The sequence below is a fragment of the Pimelobacter sp. 30-1 genome, assembly GCF_018831735.1.
Taxonomy (GTDB): Bacteria; Actinomycetota; Actinomycetes; order Propionibacteriales; family Nocardioidaceae; genus Nocardioides.
The window spans coordinates 514,285-531,697 of record NZ_NHTS01000005.1 but is presented as its reverse complement, the minus strand read 5'-3'; the positions used below and the strand labels follow the sequence as shown (position 1 = coordinate 531,697).

17 protein-coding genes are annotated in these 17,413 nt (G+C 73.8%); 10 read left to right on the top strand and 7 right to left on the bottom strand.

The window, feature by feature from the left end:
* The first annotated feature begins 2 nt into the window (after positions 1–2).
* Positions 3–587: a hypothetical protein gene (locus CCO04_RS14025; protein ID WP_215814740.1), complete on the top strand. Its 585-nt coding sequence runs from the start codon at positions 3–5 to the stop codon at positions 585–587.
* A gap of 7 nt (positions 588–594) precedes the next feature.
* Here the strand turns inward: CCO04_RS14025 and CCO04_RS29820 are convergent, their stop codons facing one another.
* Positions 595–1,776, bottom strand: a complete 1,182-nt coding sequence (locus CCO04_RS29820; protein WP_215814739.1) for a GGDEF domain-containing protein — start codon at positions 1,774–1,776, stop codon at positions 595–597.
* A 174-nt stretch (positions 1,777–1,950) separates the two neighbouring features.
* On the opposite strand from CCO04_RS29820, the gene CCO04_RS14015 reads away from it, so the two are divergent.
* Positions 1,951–2,433, top strand: coding sequence for a PH domain-containing protein (locus CCO04_RS14015; RefSeq protein WP_308281213.1), 483 nt, complete (start codon positions 1,951–1,953; stop codon positions 2,431–2,433).
* Complete coding sequence (locus CCO04_RS14010; RefSeq protein ID WP_215814738.1) at positions 2,430–3,956, top strand: PH domain-containing protein; 1,527 nt, start codon at positions 2,430–2,432, stop codon at positions 3,954–3,956. The genes CCO04_RS14015 and CCO04_RS14010 overlap by 4 nt, the downstream gene beginning before the upstream one ends.
* Here the strand turns inward: CCO04_RS14010 and CCO04_RS14005 are convergent.
* Positions 3,953–4,480 (bottom strand): helix-turn-helix domain-containing protein, encoded by a 528-nt coding sequence (locus tag CCO04_RS14005; RefSeq protein ID WP_215814737.1) that lies wholly within the window; start codon positions 4,478–4,480, stop codon positions 3,953–3,955. The two genes, CCO04_RS14010 and CCO04_RS14005, sit on opposite strands and share 4 nt — an antisense overlap.
* 57 nt (positions 4,481–4,537) lie before the next feature.
* Here CCO04_RS14005 and CCO04_RS14000 point away from each other — a divergent pair, with 57 nt between their 5' ends.
* On the top strand, positions 4,538–6,316 hold the full coding sequence (locus CCO04_RS14000) for an MFS transporter (RefSeq protein ID WP_215814736.1): 1,779 nt from the start codon (positions 4,538–4,540) through the stop codon (positions 6,314–6,316).
* On the opposite strand, the gene CCO04_RS13995 is transcribed toward CCO04_RS14000, so the two are convergent.
* Positions 6,306–7,016, bottom strand: coding sequence for a TetR/AcrR family transcriptional regulator (locus CCO04_RS13995; protein ID WP_215814735.1), 711 nt, complete (start codon positions 7,014–7,016; stop codon positions 6,306–6,308). The two genes, CCO04_RS14000 and CCO04_RS13995, sit on opposite strands and share 11 nt — an antisense overlap.
* A 138-nt stretch (positions 7,017–7,154) precedes the next feature.
* Here CCO04_RS13995 and CCO04_RS13990 point away from each other — a divergent pair, with 138 nt between their 5' ends.
* Both CCO04_RS13990 and CCO04_RS13985 read left to right on the top strand, forming a co-directional pair.
* Positions 7,155–8,078, top strand: coding sequence for an NAD-dependent epimerase/dehydratase family protein (locus CCO04_RS13990; protein ID WP_215814734.1), 924 nt, complete (start codon positions 7,155–7,157; stop codon positions 8,076–8,078).
* Positions 8,075–8,431, top strand: a complete 357-nt coding sequence (locus CCO04_RS13985) for a DUF2568 domain-containing protein (protein ID WP_215814733.1) — start codon at positions 8,075–8,077, stop codon at positions 8,429–8,431. The genes CCO04_RS13990 and CCO04_RS13985 overlap by 4 nt, the downstream gene beginning before the upstream one ends.
* Positions 8,432–8,440: 9 nt before the next feature.
* Here the strand turns inward: CCO04_RS13985 and CCO04_RS13980 are convergent, their stop codons facing one another.
* A complete protein-coding gene (locus CCO04_RS13980) occupies positions 8,441–9,310 on the bottom strand; it encodes a diiron oxygenase (RefSeq protein WP_215814732.1) in 870 nt (289 codons plus the stop codon).
* A 68-nt stretch (positions 9,311–9,378) separates the two neighbouring features.
* Here CCO04_RS13980 and CCO04_RS13975 point away from each other — a divergent pair, with 68 nt between their 5' ends.
* Both CCO04_RS13975 and CCO04_RS13970 read left to right on the top strand, forming a co-directional pair.
* Positions 9,379–10,068, top strand: coding sequence for a TetR/AcrR family transcriptional regulator (locus CCO04_RS13975; protein ID WP_215814731.1), 690 nt, complete (start codon positions 9,379–9,381; stop codon positions 10,066–10,068).
* Positions 10,065–10,355 (top strand): DUF4873 domain-containing protein, encoded by a 291-nt coding sequence (locus CCO04_RS13970; protein WP_215814730.1) that lies wholly within the window; start codon positions 10,065–10,067, stop codon positions 10,353–10,355. Before CCO04_RS13975 ends, CCO04_RS13970 begins: the two co-directional genes overlap by 4 nt.
* Positions 10,356–10,364: 9 nt before the next feature.
* Here CCO04_RS13970 and CCO04_RS13965 read toward each other — a convergent pair whose 3' ends face one another.
* The gene (locus CCO04_RS13965; protein WP_215814729.1) at positions 10,365–10,877 is read right to left on the bottom strand and encodes a helix-turn-helix domain-containing protein; all 513 of its coding nucleotides are present in this window, start codon (positions 10,875–10,877) and stop codon (positions 10,365–10,367) included.
* Between the two features lie 64 nt (positions 10,878–10,941).
* On the opposite strand from CCO04_RS13965, the gene CCO04_RS13960 reads away from it, so the two are divergent.
* Positions 10,942–12,147: a benzoate/H(+) symporter BenE family transporter gene (locus CCO04_RS13960; protein ID WP_308281210.1), complete on the top strand. Its 1,206-nt coding sequence runs from the start codon at positions 10,942–10,944 to the stop codon at positions 12,145–12,147.
* On the opposite strand, the gene CCO04_RS13955 is transcribed toward CCO04_RS13960, so the two are convergent.
* On the bottom strand, positions 12,107–13,276 hold the full coding sequence (locus tag CCO04_RS13955; RefSeq protein ID WP_215814727.1) for a SpoIID/LytB domain-containing protein: 1,170 nt from the start codon (positions 13,274–13,276) through the stop codon (positions 12,107–12,109). The two genes, CCO04_RS13960 and CCO04_RS13955, sit on opposite strands and share 41 nt — an antisense overlap.
* A 58-nt stretch (positions 13,277–13,334) precedes the next feature.
* Here CCO04_RS13955 and valS point away from each other — a divergent pair, with 58 nt between their 5' ends.
* Positions 13,335–15,959: a valine--tRNA ligase gene (gene valS / locus CCO04_RS13950; RefSeq protein WP_215814726.1), complete on the top strand. Its 2,625-nt coding sequence runs from the start codon at positions 13,335–13,337 to the stop codon at positions 15,957–15,959.
* 81 nt (positions 15,960–16,040) lie between these two features.
* On the opposite strand, the gene clpX is transcribed toward valS, so the two are convergent.
* Positions 16,041–17,321 (bottom strand): ATP-dependent Clp protease ATP-binding subunit ClpX, encoded by a 1,281-nt coding sequence (gene clpX, locus CCO04_RS13945; RefSeq protein WP_215814725.1) that lies wholly within the window; start codon positions 17,319–17,321, stop codon positions 16,041–16,043.
* Between the last annotated feature and the right edge of the window lie 92 nt (positions 17,322–17,413).

The window sequence follows — 17,413 nt, the reverse complement described above, 5'->3', positions numbered from 1 at the left end:
GCGTGACCCGCCGTCTCGCCGCCGTCCTCGTCGCCGCGGCCGTCCTCGCCACCGGCGCCCCGTCGCTCGCCGCGGCCGCCGACCACACCCACACCGACGCCGCCCGCGACGTCCGCTCCGGAGAGATGCGCTCCGCCGGCGACACCCTCCGCCGGCCGGAGCCGCGGGAGCGCGGCGTGGACATCCGCACGATCCGGATCAGCCACCTCGCCGACCGCGTCGTCGTCAAGGTCCGCACCCGCGCGGCCATCCCCACCAAGAAGTACTTCGTCGGCGTCGCGCTGCGCCTGCCCGGCGGCGCGATCTACGAGGCCAGCGCCTACAAGTACCGCGGGATGAGCAGCAACCAGCTCACCACCGGCCCCGACGACAAGGTGGAGTGCACCGGCTACCGACTCGACATCGACCGCGCCCGCCGGGTCACCACGGCCGTCGTACCGACCACCTGCCTGGGCGACCCGGCCTGGGTGCGCGTCGCCGTCGGCGCCGCGCGGTTCACCGCCAAGCGGGTCTATGCCGACGACGGGCTGGACACCGGGCCGATGCGGAGCGACTACTTCTTCACCCCGCGCATCGCGCGCGGCTGAGCCCACCTCAAGCCGTACGACGCCCGCCGTCGAGGCCGCGGCGGGGCCCCCGGTCCTCATGACGTACGGCGCGCGCCCGGCCGCCGTCCTTGGCCGCGTAGAGCGCCTCGTCCGCCCGGGCCAGGGCCAGGGCCATGTCGTCGTGCGGGAGGACGGCGGCGATGCCGAAGCTGGCCGTCGGCGGGTCGGTCTCGCCGGCGCTCTCGCTGTAGCGGTCGGCGATGGCGGCGACGATCTCCTCGGCCGGGCCGCCGAGGGTGAGCAGGCCGAACTCGTCGCCGCCGAGGCGGCTGACGATGCCCTGCTGGCCGACCACCGAGCGGCAGGCGTCGGCGAAGGCGACGAGGGCGCGGTCGCCGGCGGCGTGGCCGGAGCCGTCGTTGATGCTCTTGAACCGGTCGAGGTCGGCGACCAGCACGGCGGCGTGCCGGGTGACCCGGGCGTGGTCGAGCTGGCGCTCGGCGGCCTCGAGGAAGGCCTGGCGGTTGAGGAGGCCGGTGAGGCCGTCGCGGGTGGCCTGGCGGCGCAGCTCGGTGGTCTGCTGCTCGTGGCTGAGCGCGGACATGCTGAAGGTGACGACGACGAGCAGCAGCATCGTGAGCAGCGTGGTGACCTGGCCGCCGAAGCCGATCCGGAAGACCGCGCTGTCGGGGCCGGCCGCGACGAAGACGACGTCGCGGGCCAGGTAGAAGCCGCCGATCACGCCGGAGACGATCGCCATCGAGGAGACCGCGAAGCGGAACTGCTCGCGGGCCCCGCCGGCCGGGCGCTCGGTGCGGAGCAGGCGGACCAGCTCCCAGGCCGAGCCGCCGATCAGGATCGCCATGGCGAGCAGGTACGCCACACCGCCGGACCACACGTCGTGGCGCGGGTCGTCGAGCAGCGAGACGGCGAGGACGACGGCGGGCAGCACGACGAGCTGCCACCAGCGGACCCGGCGCTCGCCGAGGCTGCGGGCGCCGGCCCACACGCAGGCGGCGCCGAGGGTGCCCGCGGTGTTGCCGAGGGGGTTGGCCACGACCTGGACGGCGCTGCCGTTGAAGAGGAACAGCGAGGCGCTCACGATGAAGAACGCCAGCGAGCCGCACCACCAGCCGCTGTAGGCCGAACGGGTCGAGCGATAGGTGACGCCGTAGAACAGCACGAGGATGCCGACGGCGACGAGACCGAAGGCCACTCGAAGTGTCACGACGTCCAGCACACCTCCAGGCTAGGCGCGACCCGGGTACGGTGCGCCCCCCTCGCGCGGAACCTGGCCGAGGGACGTCCCGGCGTGGTCAATTCGGAGGGTGCGCGGCCGCCGAAGGGAGGACTAAGGTCCCACTGCCGTCCCGGGACCCGGACGGCCCGTAGGCTCGCGAGCGTGACACAGCTGCGCGATCCTGCCCACCGGGTCAGTCCCCGAGCCCGCCTGATGTGGCACGTCGAGAGCGCGATCAGCGCCGTCGTGGTGGCGGCCGGCCTGGGTGTCGGCGCCTACTTCGCGCTGCCGGACGGGCTGCGCTGGTGGGCGACCGGGCTCGCGGTCGTCGGGTGCGCGGCGGTGGCGGTCGTCGTCCCGCAGTGGCGCTACCGGGTGCACCGCTGGGAGGTCTCCGCGACGGCCGTCTACACCCAGCGCGGGTGGTGGGCGCGCGAGCGCCGGATCGCCCCGATGTCGCGGGTGCAGACCGTGGACTTCGCGCAGGGGCCGCTGGCGCGGCTCTTCGGGCTGGCCTCGGTCACCGTCACGACCGCCTCGGCGGCCGGTCCGCTCCAGATCGAGGGGCTCGAGCGGGACGTCGCGCTCGCGCTCGCCGACGAGCTGACCCACCAGGCCCACCTCGTCGCGGGCGACGCCACGTGAGCGTCGTCCCGCCTCCGCCGACGACGCCGCCGCCTCCGCCACCGGCCCTGGAGCCGGACTGGCAGCGCCTGGACCCCCGGATGCTCCTGGTCCACCCGATCAAGGAGGTCGGGAAGTTCTTCCCGGTCCTGATCGGCCTGGTCGTCGCCGGTGGCGCGTCCGGCTTCGGTCCGTGGGCACTGCTCGGCGTCGGCGTGCCGGTGGCGCTCGGTGTCGTGCGCTACCTGACCACCACCTACCGGATCACCGAGCGCCGCGTCGAGCTGCGCCGCGGGCTGCTCCAACGCCACACCCTGACGACGCCGGTCGACCGGGTCCGCGCGGTCGACCTCAGCGCCTCGCCCATCCACCGGGTGCTCGGCCTGGCCACCGTCGTGATCGGCACCGGCAGCGCCGCCACCGGGTCCGACGAGCAGCTCGAGCTCGACGCGCTGCCCCGCGAGGAGGCCGCCCGGCTGCGCTCGGCGCTGCTCCACGCGCGGCCGGCGGCGCCGGGCACCGACGCCTCGGCGTACGGCGGCGCCGGGGCCGGGCCCGGCGTGGTCGACGAGGAGCAGGTCGTCGCCCGGTTCTCGCCCCGCTGGCTCTGGTACGCCCCGTTCAGCGGCGCCGTCCTGGTCGCCTTCGGTGCCCTCGCCGGGGTCACCTTCCAGATCGCCGAGAACGTCCACATCCGGATCTCCGAGGCCGACCTCGCCGGGATCGGCACGACCTTCGTGCTCACCGTCGTCGGCGGCGTCCTGGTCGTCGCGGTGCTGCTCGTGGTGGGCGGCTACCTCGTCGTCAACGGCGGCTTCGTGCTCGCGCGCTACCGCAGCGCCTGGCACGTGCACCGCGGCCTGCTCACCCACCGCGAGACCACCATCGACATGGCCCGGCTGGCGGGCGTCTCGCTCGCCGAGCCCGCCCTGCTCCGGCTCGCGCACGGACGCCGGGTCAACGCGATCGTCACCGGCCTCAGCGGCGAGGGCCAGTCGAGCTCGTCGATGCTGCTGCCGCCCGCCCCCGCCGCCACCGGGTACGACGTCGCCTCGGCCGTGCTGGGCACCCCGGAGCCGGTGACCGCTCCCCTGCGGCCCCACGGCCGCTCCGCGACCACCCGCCGGTTCAGCCGCGCGCTGCTCGGCTCGCTGCCGTTCGTCGCGCTCGTCGTGGCCGGTGTGGTCGCCGGCGGCCCGCTCCCGCTCCTCGCGCTGGCCGTCGTCCCCGTCGCGCTCGCGCTGGCCCTGGCCGTCGACCGGGTCCGCACGCTGGGCCACGGCTTCCTGGCCGGTCACGTCGTGATGCGCTCGGGCTCGGTGCTGCGCACCCGGGACGCGCTGGCCGCCGACCACGTCATCGGCTGGAACCTGCGCGCGACCTGGTTCCAGCGCCGCGCCGGCCTGGTCTCGCTCGCCGCGACGACGGCCGGCGGCCGGGGCCGGGTGCACGTGCCCGATGTCGGCGTGGACGACGCGATCGCGCTCGCCGAGGCGGCGACGCCCGGCCTGCTCGGGCAGTTCCTGGTCGAGGGCGCGGTCTAGGGCGCAGCCGCGACGCTCAGCGGCGTGAGCAGCCGGTGCGGCTGCTCCAGCGCCCGGGCGACCCGGTCCTCGCGGCGCAGCGGGTTCACGCCCGGCCCCGGGCGGACGACGAGGTCCTCGGGCCCCGGCACCGTGCTGCACGCCGGGCACCGGCCGAGCGCGTCGAGGTCGGTACCGCAGTCGGCATGGCTGAACACCCGCGCGGGGTGACCTCCGGCGACGTGCTGCTCCCCCCACTTCGAGAGCGAGAAGACGACCGGCCACAGCGCCCGTCCGGCCTCAGTGAGCACGTACTCCGGGTGCCCGTCGACGCTCTCCCGGGTCAGCACGCCGTCGCCGACCAGCCCGTCGAGGCGGGCGGTGAGCACCGCGCGCGAGATGTCGAGGTGGTCGCGCAGGTCGGTGAAGCGGCGTACGCCGTAGAAGCAGTCGCGCAGGATGAGCAGCGTCCAGCGCTCCCCCACCACCTCGAGCGCACGCGCGAGGTAGCACCCCTGCTGGTCGTATCCGGTGCCGAGCGCCACACCGCCAGCCTAGCGCAGAGTCTGTTCACCAGACCGGCGATCTGCCAAGATGGTCCGGTGAACAGACCAGCCGTCGCGGCGCTGTCCCTGACCTCGTTCAGCACGTTCGTCGCGATGGTCGCCTACGCCGGCCCGCTCGGGAACGCCACGACGCTCAGCGCGGCGTTCGACGCCTCCCCCACGGCGACGACCTGGCTGCTGAGCTCGATGAGCGTGGGCCTCGCGGTCGGCCTCCTGCCGGCCGGGGCGCTCGCCGACCTGACCGGGCGCCGGCGGGTGTTCCTGGGCGGCGCACTGGTGCTCGCCGCGGGCTCGGTGCTGTGCGCCCTCGCGGACGACGCCTGGACCTTCGTCGCCGGCCGGGTCGTCGAGGGCCTCGGCGCGGCCGGCGTCATCGCCACCGGCCTCGGCCTGGTCGCCGCCGTCGCGTCCGACGGCGCCCACCGCGCCCGCGCGGCCGCCTGGTGGGGCGGCAGCATGGGCCTCGGGATCGCGGGCGGCCCCCTGCTGACCGGGCTCTTCGACCTGGGCGACCTGTGGCCCGCGACCTACTGGCTGCTCGCCGCGACCGGCGTCGTCATCGCCGTGCTGGCGCCGCGCTGCTTCACCGAGTCCGAGGTCGATCCCGAGCGCCGGATGGACCTCGTCGGCGCCACCCTCATGGCCGCCGGCCTGACCGCGCTCCTCGTCACCCTGGTCGAGGCACGCCGCGGCGACACCGGCATCGCGCTGGCGGGAGCCGCGGTGAGCGTCGTGGCGCTCGGCGGGTTCGCCGTCGTCCAGACCCGGCGCCGGCACCCGATGCTCGAACCAGCCCTGCTGCGCCACCGCGGGTTCACGGCCGCCGTCCTCGCGGCGGTCGGCACCGGCGCGGGCGTGATCGCGCTGATGTCGTTCTCGGGCACGTTCGCGACCGGAGCGATGGGGCTGAGCAGCCTCCAGGCCGGCGCGCTGCTCGCGCTGTGGTCGGCGACGAGCGCGGTGGCCGCCCTCGCGCTGCGCCCGCTGGCCCTGCGCCTGACCGGCACCACCCAGCTCGCCGCGGGACTGATCGGCGCCGGGGTCGGCCTGCTCATGCTGTCCGGGCTCGGCGGCCCGCCGTCCGCCTGGCGCCTGGCGCCGGGGCTGATCGTGGCGGGCATCGTGAGCGGACTCCTCAACGGCGGCCTGGGCCGGCAGGCGATCGCGACCGTGCCCCCCCGAGCGCTCGGCGGTCGGGACCGGCGTCAACAACACCGCCCGGTACGTCGGCGCGGCCGTCGGCACCACCCTCGTCAGCGTCCTCGCCGCCACACCGCACGCCTCGGCCGCCGCCCAGGTGGCAGGCTGGAACCACGTCACCCTGCTCGCCGGCGCGATCTCGCTCGTGACCGCCGTCGCGATCGTCGCGATCGACAGGGGACGCCATGCCGAGGAGGCCCGATGACCGCCGCACCCGACCAGCCCGACGGCACCTACGCCCCCGTCCCCGACGGGCGTCCCGACCCGGGCGAGGTCGTGTGGGCCTGGGTCCCCTACGAGGACGACCCGAACCAGGGCAAGGACCGCCCGGTCCTGGTGATCGGCGCGAGCACCGACGACCAGGGGCGCCACCAGGTGCACTGCCTGGTGATGACGAGCAAGGACCACGACCGCGACGCCGCCCAGGAGGCTGCCGCCGGCCGACGCTGGATGGACGTCGGCAGCGGCGCCTGGGACCCGCGCGGCCGGCCGAGCGAGGTCCGGCTCAACCGGCTGCTCGTCCTCGACGCCGCCGACGTACGCCGCGAGGGCGCGGCGCTCGACCGGGACACCTACGCCGCGGTGGTCGCCGCCCGCGCGGCACTCACCGGCTGACGCCGATCCCGAGGGAGTCGGCCAGCAGCGCCAGGTGGCGCGCGAAGAGGTCCTCCGCGTCGCCGCCGAACCCCTCGGGTCCGTACTGACCGAACACCTCGAAGCTCACGCAGCCGAACAGCCCGGCCCAGACCAGCACGCCCGCGACGAGAGCGTCGTCGGGCAGGTCGATCCCGAACTGCTCGCGCACGCCCTCGAAGGCGGCCGCGAGCCCCGGCGGCACCGCGCCCGGCTGGGCCGGCACGTCGAGCGCACCGTCGGCGAGCGCCGCGGCGGCGAGCTCGAGCAGCATCCGGACCACCCGCGTGCCCGGACCGGTCGTCTGCTCGGCGGGCGCGTGGTAGCCGGGCACCGGCGCCCCGTAGAGCAGCGCGTAGGTGGCTGGCTCGGCGCGCGCCCAGGTCCGGATCGCGTGGCCGAAGGCGACGAAGCGCTCGCGGTGGGACGCCTCGGGCACGGCGGCGAGCGCCCGGGCCACGGTGTCGCCCAGGTCGTCGTACCCGTCGACGAGGAGGAGGGTGAGCAGCTCGTCGCGGCTCTTGACGTAGCGGTAGACCGCCGAGGAGACCACGCCGAGGTCGCGGGCGACGGCGCGCAGCGAGAGCGCCGCGGCGCCGTACTCGGCCAGGTGGGCGCGGCCGATCCGGGTGATGTCGGCCATCGTCTGCGCCCGGGCGCGCTCGCGGGGGGTGGTCGCCATGGCCCCATCCTGCCGATCGTGATCAGTTGACGCAAATGTGAGCAGTGCTCTTGCTTTTCCCTCGGCCGAGGTCCATGCTCGACCACGAACCGAGAGCACTGCTCTCACTTTCGTGAAGTCACCCGGAAGGAACCCGTCATGTCCCACCACGTCGTCACCGGAGCCGGCCCCGTCGGCGCCACCGTCGCCCTTCAGCTCGCCGACGCCGGCGAGCGCGTCACCCTGGTCACCCGCTCCGGCAGCGGCCCCGAGCACCCGCTGATCGAGCGCCGCCAGGTCGACGTCGCCCGGCCCGGCGCGCTCGCCGCCGTCCTCGACGGCGCGGTCGCCGTGCACCACTGCATCCACGCCTCCCGGTACGACGCCGCGACCTGGCGCGCCGAGCTGGTCCCGGCCGAGCAGGCCCTCCTCGCCGCCGCGGGCGCGGCCGGCGCGGTCGTCGTCTTCCCCGAGAGCCTCTACGCCTACGGCCGGGTCACCGGCCCGATCACCGAGGACACGCCCCGCACCGCGACCGCCGGCAAGCCCGGCGTCCGGACCGCGCTGCTCCGCGCCCGGGCCGCGTCGGCGACCCCGACCGTCAGCGTCGCGGCCTCCGACTTCCTCGGTCCGCGGGTGCTCACCTCCCACGCCGGCGAGCGGATGGTCGCGGCCGTCCTCGGCGGGCGCACGCTGCGCGTGGTGGGCAGCCTGGACCAGCCGCACTCGTGGACCTACGTGCCCGACCTGGCGGCGGCGATGATCCGTGCGGCCGCCGACGAGTCGCTGTGGAACTCCGTGCTGCACGCCCCGACCGGGCCGGCGCTGACCCAGCGCGAGCTGGCCACGGCGTTCGCCGGGGCGGCCGGCGTACCGGTGCCGCGGCTGGGAACGATCCCGGCCGGGATGCTCCGTGCGATCGGGCTCGTGCACCGCGACACCCGCGAGCTGGCCGAGATGAGCTTCCAGTTCACCGCGCCGTTCGTGCTCAACTCGACCGCGAGCGAGGAGCGGCTCGGCCTCGAGCCGACGCCCCTCGACGACGCGATCCGGGCCACCGCGGACTGGTGGCGCGCGCGATGACCCTGGCCTACGTGTGGTCGGTCAGCCTGCTGGTGTTCCTCAGCGAGATCCTGATGCTCGTCGTGCTGGGCCGGGCAGGGTGGCGGCTGGCCGGGCCCGGAGCGCTCGGCTGGGTGGCCGCGACGGCGCTCGTCGTCGGCGCCTGCGTGCTCTGGGGACTCTTCGCGGCGCCCCGGGCCACCGTCGACGTGGTCGCCCTCCGGTACGCCGTGAAGATCGGGCTCTACGGCGCCGCGGCGGCGCTCCTCGCGGTGACCTCGACCAGCCCCCGGGTCGTGGTCGGCTTCGCGGCCTTCGTGCTGGTGGTCAACGTCCTGGCCCTGCTGCCGCCGGTCGCCGACGCCGCCCTGTGAGCCCCCGGCTCAGCGCATGAGGAACGAGGCGCGCCAGGTCTTGCGCTGCGCGGCGCCGACCATGCCGGCCTCCTCGAGCACCGGCATGACCTTCTCGCCCATCCACGCGATCGTCTCGCGGTAGTGCTCGTTGCCGAGGGCCTGGCGGCGGGCCTCGGCGGGGTCGAGCCCGACCGAGGCGTAGACCTCGGGGTGGACCAGCGAGCGCATCGTCACGTAGCCGACCTGCGCGGTGAGCGCCTGGTGCCACGCGCGCTGGGCACGGCTCAGGCCGCGCACCGCCTTGGTCAGCTCGTCGCGGGCGAAGGTGACGTGCCGGGCCTCCTCGACGACGTGGATCCGGGCGACCATGCGGGTCAGCGGCTGGACCCGCTCGTCGCGCATCAGCTCGCGCTGCCAGCGGTCGACCGGCTCCTCGCCGATGAGGATCGAGGCGTAGGCGCTCGGGCCGTGCAGGGCGAGCTGCCCGACCCGGCCGATCCGCTTGATCCGCGGGCGCGGCCCGTACGCCGGGACGCCCATCGCCGCGATCGCGCGGCCGAACATCACCGTGTGCCGGGTCTCGTCGCCGACCTCGGTGAGCGCGAACTGGGTCCGCGGGTCGCGCGGGTCGGCGTCGTAGGCGTCGCGCAGCAGCAGCTGCATGAGCACGACCTCGAACCAGATGCCGACGCTGGCGATGCTCGCGATCTCGTGCGCGGACAGGGTGATCCGCTGCTCCTCGCTCAGCCGCTTCCAGAGCGGGGTGCCGTAGAGCGACATCCGCTCGGGCTGCATCCACCACAGCCCGGGGACCGGCGGCGCGGACCAGTCGAGGTCGACCTCGGGGTCGTAGGACTGGCGCGCGGTCGAGCGGAGCAGGCGATCGGCGAGCGTCATCGGGCTGCAGCCTCCAGGGAGAGATAGGCGTTACCGGCGGTAACGGCTAACACTGTAGCCTGGTCCCCATGAGCACAGGCAAGAACGACGGACGGACCACCCGCTGGGACCAGCACCGCGTCGAGCGGCGCGCCGAGTTCGTCCAGGCCGCCGTCCGCGCGATCGACGCCCTCGGCCCCGACGCCTCCATCGCCGACATCGCCGCCGAGGCCGGGGTCAGCAAGCCGGTGCTCTACCGCTACTTCGCCGACAAGGGCGAGCTGCACGCCGCGGTCGGCTCCTGGGGCGCCGAGCTGATCCTCGAGCGCGTGGTGGTCGGCATCCTCGCGCCCGCGACGGCCCGCGAGCGGGTCACGGCCGGCGTCGCGGCGTACCTGGACACGCTGTCCGAGCACCCCCAGGCCTTCCTCCTGCTGGCCCGCCATCACGCCGGCGGCGACGACCCGCTCGCGCACGGCAAGAACGTCATCGCCGCCCAGCTCGCCCGCCTCCTCGGCGACGCGCTGCGCCGGCTCGGCGGCGACGCCGGGGCGGCCGAGCCGTGGGCGCACGCCGTGGTCGGCCTCGGCGCCTCCGTCGGCCAGTGGTGGCTGGAGCGGCGCACGATGTCGCGCGCCGCGATCGCCGACTACCTCGGCGACTTCATCTGGCACGCCCTGTCCGGCACCGCCGCCGAGCAGGGCATCGACCTGTCCTCGCTCGACCTGCCCGGCGACGTCACGCCGATCCGCTCGGGTCGCTCGGGGCGCCCGGCATGAGCACCGCCGCCGTCCACGAGCCCCAGGAGGCCTACGACGGCCCCGCGGTGGTCCAGGTCGACGACGTCGAGCACGAGGTACGGGTGGCGCTGCGCGGGCACTTCCAGCCCCTCGACGGGCACTTCCACTGGTACGGCCGGATCGCGACCTCGCCCGGGCTCGCCGAGGTCGCCAGCGGCGCCTCGGTCGAGCTCCGCACGCCCCACGGCACGGCCCGCGGCAAGGTCTCCGACATCGACCCGTGGGGCCGGTTCCGGGTCGCGGGCACGGGCACCCCGCCGTTCTGAGCGCCCGGCTCAGGCCGGCGTGACGATGATGTTGACCGCCTCGAGCCCGCCGTCGGGACCGGCCTCGTAGGAGTGCGGGCGGTCCGCGGCGAAGCGGACGTGGTCGCCGGCGGCCAGGGCGACCGCGCGGTCGTCGTACCGGACGGTGCCGGTGCCGGCCAGCACGACCAGCTGCTCCTCGACCCCGCCCGCGTGGGCCGGCGAGGTGCGCACCGCGCCCGGCGCCAGGCGCAGCAGGTAGACCTCGGTGGTCCGCTCCGCCTCGCGCAGCACCCGGACCCGGGTGGCGACCACGCCCGCGCCGCTGATCACGGTGCCGTCGTGGTCGTCGAGCAGGGCGGCCAGCGGTACGCCGAGCGGCGTCGCGACGGCGTACAGCGTGTCGAGGGTGGGGTTGCGCTGCCCGGTCTCGAGCTCGGAGAGGGAGCCCTTGCCGATGCCGGCCTCGGCGGCCAGCGCGGAGAGGCTGAGCCCGCGCGCCTCGCGCAGCGCCCGGATCCGCGCGCCGACCTCTCGCGTCATCCTCGCCGACCCCCTACAGTGTTCTGTAAACAGAACGCCGCACCGGTGTTCACGAGGAGGCGGCGTGTCCGAGGAGACTACCCACGGTCCCGTGGTGGCGGGGATCGTCACCGCGGTGGTCGGCTTCAGCAGCTCGTTCGTCGTGTGCCTGGCCGGCCTGACCGCGGTCGGCGCGACCGGGCGGCAGGCCGCCTCCGGACTGCTCACGCTGCTCGTCACCCAGGCGCTCGGCATGCTCTGGCTCGCGCTGCGCTACCGGATGCCCCTCACCCTCGCCTGGTCCACCCCCGGCGCCGCGCTGCTCGCCACGACGACCGGCGTCACCGGCGGCTGGTCCGCCGCGGTCGGTGCCTTCGTCGCCACCGGCGTCCTCATCGTGCTCACCGCCCTCGTGCCCAAGGTGGGCGACCTCGTCGCCGCGATCCCCCACAGCCTGGCCCGGGCGATGCTCGCCGGCGTCCTGCTGCCCCTCTGCCTGGCGCCGGTGACGGCCCTCGTCGACGCACCCGCGGCGGTGGCGCCCGTCGTACTGACGTGGTTGGTCCTGCTGCGCCTCGCGCCCCGCTGGGCCGTGCCCGGCGCCCTCCTCGTCGCCCTCGTCGCCGTGGTCGCCACCGCCCGGATCGAGACCGCCGACCTCGTCCCCCACCTGGCCTGGACGACGCCGTCCTGGTCGCTGTCGGCGCTGGTCGGCATCGCGCTCCCCCTGTACGTCGTCACGATGGCCTCGCAGAACGTCCCCGGCGTCGCCGTGATGAGCGGCTTCGGCTACCGCGTCCCGTGGCGCGCCTCCCTCGCCGTCACCGGCATCGGCACCATCGCCGGCGCCCCCACCGGCGGCCACGCCATCAACCTCGCCGCCATCAGCGCCGCCCTCGCCGCCGGCCCCACCGCCGGCCCGGACCGCTCCCGCCGCTGGATCGCCTCGGTCTCGGCCTCGGTGACCTACCTGGTCCTCGCCGTCGCCAGCACCGCCCTCGCCGCCCTGGTCGTCGCCGCCGCCGACGGCGTCATGCAGGCCGCCGCCGGCCTCGCCCTCCTCGGCACCCTCGGCGCCGCCCTCGGCGAGGCCCTCGCCGACCCGCGCGAGCGCGAGGCCGCGGCGGCGACGCTCGTCGTGGCCGCGTCGGGGGTGAGCGTGCTCGGGATCGGTGCGGCGTTCTGGGCGCTGCTGGTGGGGTTGCTGCTGCGGACGTTCCTGCGGGTGGGGCGGCTGGCCGAGCCGACGGTCAGCGCACCCGGAACATCGTCGACTTCAAGCCGAACCTGACCCGGAACTGGTCGCCGGTCAGCGTGGTCGACCGGTTGGCCGTGTCGACGATCCGCACGCTCGTCACTCGACCGCCCGCCTGGGCGTTGCCGGTGATCTCGAGGCGGGCGAAGTCGCCCAGGCCGGGGAACTGCTTCTCGATCGCATCGTCGGTCAGCTTCACCGACCACGCGTTGTTGGCGTTGCCCGAGGTCGCCTCGTAGGGATCCTTCTTGGCCACCTGGTAGGGCAGCGTGCCCGGCGCCGTCCAACCGCCGTTGCTCGACGAGAACTGCGTGAAGGCCGGCTTGCCGCCATAGGTCCGGACCTGCCCGGCAGTCGCCTTGATCGCCGCGTCCGACAGCGGGTTCTCCCCGGCCACCCCGCGGTAGACCTGGGAGGCCGTGGTGTCCCAGACGTCGAAGTGGCCGCGGTGGGTGTTGTCGCGGTCGTAGACCGCGTAGGTCCGCGCGGCGACGGCCTGGGACTGGACGGCGGCCCGGGCCCAGCTCGCCGGCATCTCGGCGGCAACGACCCCGCGCAGGTACTGCTCGAGGTTGACGATGTTGACCGTGTCGCGCGCCGAGCCCGCACCGGACACCGCCGAGCGCAGCTTGCCGCGGTAGACCGTCGAGCCGCCCGGCACGTAGAGCCGGATCGCGCCGCCCTTGAACTCCGCCTGCCCCGGGATGTCCCGGACGACGTGCCAGCCCTTGGTCTTGACCGAGAGCCGGGTCTTGGTGGTGCCGACGGGGCTCAGCCTCCAGCGCTTCGCGCCCTTCTTACCGAGGGTCCAGACCTTGCCGGTCTGGGCGCTGCGGACCTTGAGGCCCGCCTTGTGCTGGACCACGACGTTGTTGGAGGTGGCCGCCGTGAGCAGCACGGCGATCGAGCCGCCGGCCCGGCCCATGGCGGTGCCCGGGTAGTAGAAGTCGAGGATCTGGGCCGCCGTCCGGCCTTGGTCGGCGGCGCCCTTGGCGCCGTACTGGGACATGCCCTTGCCGTGCCCGTAGCCGCTGCCGACGAGGGTCACCGCATCGAGCCGGCGGGCCTGCTCGGCGGCCGCCGCGGACGGCGTCCCGGCGGGTCCGACGAGGCCGGCGAGGGTGACCAGGGCGAGCGCAGCGACGGATCCCGGGAACAGGCGCATCGTCCGAGACTAGCCCGCGGTTAAAGGCCAGACACCGTGTCGCCCTAGGATTTGGTCCATGACCGAGCTCGACAGCAGCACCCAGGCACCGGCAGCGACGGCCCCCGAGGGCACCCCCGCGGTCGTCGTACCGGACAAGCCGGCGCTGGAGGGCCTCGAGCAGAAGTGGGCCGAGCGGTGGAAGGCCGACGACACCTACGGCTTCGACCGGACCCAGCCGCGCGAGAACGTCTACTCGATCGACACCCCGCCGCCGACCGTGAGCGGCAGCCTGCACGTCGGGCACGTCTTCTCCTACACCCACACCGACCTGGTCGCCCGCTTCCAGCGGATGCAGGGCAAGTCCGTCTTCTACCCGATGGGCTGGGACGACAACGGGCTGCCGACCGAGCGCCGGGTGCAGAACTACTTCGGCGTGCGCTGCGACCCGTCGCTGCCGTACGACGCCGACTTCACCCCGCCGGCCAAGCCGGACCCCAAGCGGCAGGTCCCGATCAGCCGGCCCAACTTCATCGCTCTCTGCGAGCAGCTGGTCGAGCAGGACGAGAAGGTCTTCGAGGACCTGTGGCGCACGCTCGGCCTCAGCGTCGACTGGAACACCACCTACACGACCATCGGCAAGAACGCCCAGACGGTCAGCCAGCGCGCGTTCCTGCGCAACCTGGGCCGCGGCGAGGCCTACCTCCAGGAAGCGCCGACCCTCTGGGACGTCACCTTCCAGACCGCGGTCGCCCAGGCCGAGCTCGAGGCGCGCGACTACGCCGGCGCCTACCACCGGGTGGCCTTCCACAAGCCCGACGGCTCCCCCATCCACATCGAGACGACGCGTCCCGAGCTGATCCCGTCGGTCGTCGCGCTCATCGCGCACCCCGACGACGAGCGGTACGCCGACCTGTTCGGCACCACCGTGCGCTCCCCCCTCTTCGGGGTCGAGATCCCGGTGCTGGCCCACGCCGCGGCCGAGAAGGACAAGGGCGCCGGCATCGCCATGTGCTGCACGTTCGGTGACCTCACCGACGTCCAGTGGTGGCGCGAGCTCCAGCTGCCCGTGCGCACCGTGATCGGCCGCGACGGCCGGTTCACCCGCGAGACCCCCGAGTGGCTGGCCGCCGAGCCCGCCGCGACGGCGTACGAGGACCTCAAGGGCAAGACCGTCCACTCCGCGCGCGAGGCGGTCGTCGCCAAGCTCAAGGAGTCCGGCGACCTCGACGGCGACCCGAAGCCGACCCAGCGGATGGCGAACTTCTACGAGAAGGGCGACAAGCCGCTCGAGATCGTCTCCACCCGCCAGTGGTACATCCGCAACGGCGGGCGCGACGCCGGCATCCGCGAGCAGATGCTCGCCCGCGGTGCCGAGATCGACTGGCTGCCGCCGCACATGAAGCACCGCTTCGACAACTGGGTCGGCGGCCTCAACGGCGACTGGCTGATCTCGCGCCAGCGGTTCTTCGGCATCCCGTTCCCGGTCTGGTACCCGCTCGACGCCGAGGGCGAGCCCGACTACACCCGGCTGCTGCTGCCCACCGAGGCCGAGCTGCCGATCGACCCCTCGACGCAGGCCCCGGCCGGCTACACCGAGGAGCAGCGCGGCGAGCCCGGCGGCTTCATCGGCGACCCGGACGTCATGGACACCTGGGCCACCTCCTCGCTGACCCCGCACATCGCGGGCGGCTGGGAGTCCGACCCCGACCTGTGGTCGCGGGTCTTCCCGATGGACCTGGCCACCCACGCCCACGACATCATCCGCACCTGGCTCTTCAGCCGCGTGGTCCGCGCCCACTTCGAGAACGGCGCGACGCCGTGGTCGCACGCGATGATCTCCGGCTTCATCGTCGACCCCGACCGCAAGAAGATGTCCAAGTCCAAGGGCAATGTCGTGGTCCCCAACGAGATCCTCGACAAGTACGGCGCCGACGCCGTCCGCTGGCGCGCCGCCATCGCCCGCCCCGGCCTGGACTCCCCCTTCGACGAGACCCAGATGAAGGTCGGGCGCCGCCTGGCCATGAAGGTCCTCAACGCGTCGAAGTTCGTGCTCGGCAGCGTCGGCGCGACGACGTTCAGCGCCGCCGCCGTCAGCCAGCCCGTCGACACCGCGCTGCTCGGCCGCCTGGCCGGCGTCGTCGGCCGCGCCACCGAGGCGTTCGAGGCCTACGACTACACGACCGCGCTCGAGGTCACCGAGAAGTTCTTCTGGGAGTTCTGCGACGACTACCTCGAGCTGGTCAAGGAGCGCGCCTACGCCGACGACGGCGACGCCTCCGTCTCGGCCCGGGCCACCCTCGCGTTCGCGCTCCAGGTCCAGCTCCGCCTGCTCGCGCCGTTCCTGCCCTACGTGACCGAGGAGGTCTGGTCGTGGTGGCAGGAGGGCTCGGTCCACCGCGCCTCCTGGCCGGCCACCACCGAGCTCGGCTCGGCCGCCGCCTCCGACGGCGCCGTCATCGACGCCGTCGCGGCCGCCCTGGCCGGCATCCGCGGCGCCAAGTCGCAGGCCAAGGTCAACATGAAGACCCCGCTCGCGCGGGTCGAGATCTCCGGTCCCGAGAAGGCCGTCAAGGCGACCGAGTCCGCCGCGGCCGACCTGGTCGCGGCCGGCAAGATCACCGGCGACCTGGTCTTCACCGTCGACGCCGACGCGAGCGAGCTGACCGTCACCGCCGAGATCGCCGAGCAGCCCGAGGGCTGAGCCGGCAACGGACGACAACGAAGGGCCCCGGGGAGATCCCCGGGGCCCTTCGTCATGTGCCGACCGCAGCCGGCGGAGTACTCAGGCGGACTTCTTCTTCGGCTTCGTCTCGCGCAGCACCAGGGTCGGCGCGACGTCCTCGAGGACGACCTCGTCGGTCACCACGACCTTCTCGACGTCACCGCGGCTCGGGACGTCGTACATCACGTGGAGGAGGACCTCCTCGATGATGGCGCGCAGCCCGCGGGCGCCGGTGCCGCGCTCGAGCGCCTTGTCGGCGATCGCGGCGACGGCGCCGTCGGTGAACTCGAGCTCGACGCCGTCGAGGTCGAAGAGCTTCTTGTACTGCTTGACCAGGGCGTTGCGCGGCTCGGTGAGGATCTGGATGAGCGCGTCCTGATCGAGCGGGCTGACGCTCGCGATCAGGGGCAGCCGGCCGATGAACTCGGGGATCAGGCCGAACTTGGTCAGGTCCTCGGGACGCACCTGGGCGAGCAGGTCCTCGGCGGCCCGCTCGGCCTCGCCGCGCGGCTCGGCGGTGAAGCCCAGGGACTTCTTGCCGACGCGCTGCTCGATGATGTGCTCCAGGCCAGCGAAGGCGCCGCCGACCACGAACAGGATGTTCGTGGTGTCGATCTGGATGAACTCCTGGTGCGGGTGCTTGCGCCCGCCCTGCGGGGGCACCGAGGCGGTGGTGCCCTCGATGATCTTGAGCAGGGCCTGCTGGACGCCCTCGCCGGAGACGTCGCGCGTGATCGACGGGTTCTCGGCCTTGCGGGCCACCTTGTCGATCTCGTCGATGTAGATGATGCCGGTCTCGGCCTTCTTGACGTCGTAGTCAGCGGCCTGGATCAGCTTGAGGAGGATGTTCTCGACGTCCTCGCCGACGTAGCCGGCCTCGGTCAGCGCCGTGGCGTCGGCGATCGCGAAGGGGACGTTGAGCATCCGGGCCAGGGTCTGGGCGAGGTAGGTCTTGCCGCAGCCGGTGGGCCCGATGACGAGGATGTTGGACTTGGCGACCTCGACCACCTCGTCCTTGCTGTGCTTGCCCGAGATCGGCTGGACGCCGGCCTGGACCCGCTTGTAGTGGTTGTAGACCGCGACCGCGAGGGACTTCTTCGCCTGCTCCTGCCCGATCACGTAGGAGTTGAGGAACTCGAAGATCTCCTTGGGCTTGGGCAGGTCGGCGAGCTCGACCTCCGAGCCCTCGGCCAGCTCTTCCTCGATGATCTCGTTGCAGAGATCGATGCACTCGTCGCAGATGTAGACACCCGGACCAGCGATGAGCTTCTTGACCTGCTTCTGGCTCTTGCCGCAGAACGAGCACTTCAGCAGATCGCCACCGTCACCGATGCGTGCCACGGGTCCTCCTCACATGTGAACTCCCCGACGGTACTCCCTGTGGCGCCCCGGAGGGGGCGGGACACGAGGAGTACGTCGAGGAGGTCATCGGG

Excerpts from the sequence above, each read along its gene's own strand:
- CCO04_RS13995 (WP_215814735.1), bottom strand. The coding sequence starts at position 7,016 with ATGGCGACCACCCCCCGCGAGCGCGCCCGGGCGCAGACGATGGCCGAC.
- CCO04_RS13990 (WP_215814734.1), top strand. The coding sequence starts at position 7,155 with ATGTCCCACCACGTCGTCACCGGAGCCGGCCCCGTCGGCGCCACCGTC.
- CCO04_RS13985 (WP_215814733.1), top strand. The coding sequence starts at position 8,075 with ATGACCCTGGCCTACGTGTGGTCGGTCAGCCTGCTGGTGTTCCTCAGC.
- CCO04_RS13980 (WP_215814732.1), bottom strand. The coding sequence starts at position 9,310 with ATGACGCTCGCCGATCGCCTGCTCCGCTCGACCGCGCGCCAGTCCTAC.
- CCO04_RS13975 (WP_215814731.1), top strand. The coding sequence starts at position 9,379 with ATGAGCACAGGCAAGAACGACGGACGGACCACCCGCTGGGACCAGCAC.
- CCO04_RS13970 (WP_215814730.1), top strand. The coding sequence starts at position 10,065 with ATGAGCACCGCCGCCGTCCACGAGCCCCAGGAGGCCTACGACGGCCCC.
- CCO04_RS13965 (WP_215814729.1), bottom strand. The coding sequence starts at position 10,877 with ATGACGCGAGAGGTCGGCGCGCGGATCCGGGCGCTGCGCGAGGCGCGC.
- CCO04_RS13955 (WP_215814727.1), bottom strand. The coding sequence starts at position 13,276 with ATGCGCCTGTTCCCGGGATCCGTCGCTGCGCTCGCCCTGGTCACCCTC.
- valS (WP_215814726.1), top strand. The coding sequence starts at position 13,335 with ATGACCGAGCTCGACAGCAGCACCCAGGCACCGGCAGCGACGGCCCCC.